Genomic DNA, 467 nt, shown 5'->3' with positions numbered 1-467 from the left:
AACAGGTCCGCCAGCTCGAAGTCGTCGAAGCCGACAAGGGCCACCGGCCGGGGGTGTGCGGCCAGGACCCGTACCCGCGTCACCGTCACCCGGTTGTTCCCCGCGAAGACCGCCGTCACGGGGTCGGGGCCCGCCAGCATCGCCCGGGCCGCCTCCCCGACGCGGTCCGGGGCGGTCGAGCCGAGGGAGACCCAGGGCTCCGGCACCGGCAGGCCCGCCTCCGCCATGGCAGCGCGGTAGCCGCGCAGGCGCTCCGTCGCCGTGTGGATGTGCGGGTGGTCCCCGATGAAGGCGATCCGGCGGTGGCCGCCCCCGATCAGGTGCGCCACGCCCGCGCGGGCACCGCCGAAGCTGTCGGACAGCACCACGTCCGCGTCGATCCGGCCCGCCGGGCGGTCCACGAACACCGTGGCCACCCCCGCCCGGATCTCCGGCTCCAGGTAGCGGTGGTCGTCGCCGGCGGGGAT

1 protein-coding gene is annotated in these 467 nt (G+C 76.2%); it reads right to left on the bottom strand.

The window, feature by feature from the left end; translation table 11 throughout:
• Positions 1 to 467, bottom strand: a 467-nt coding sequence (locus G3I78_RS48080) for a substrate-binding domain-containing protein (protein ID WP_164436932.1), incomplete at both ends; no start/stop codon positions are given.

It is taken from the genome of Streptomyces sp. SID13726 (assembly GCF_010548375.1).
GTDB lineage: Bacteria > Actinomycetota > Actinomycetes > Streptomycetales > Streptomycetaceae > Streptomyces.
This window is presented reverse-complemented; position numbering and strand designations above follow the sequence as displayed.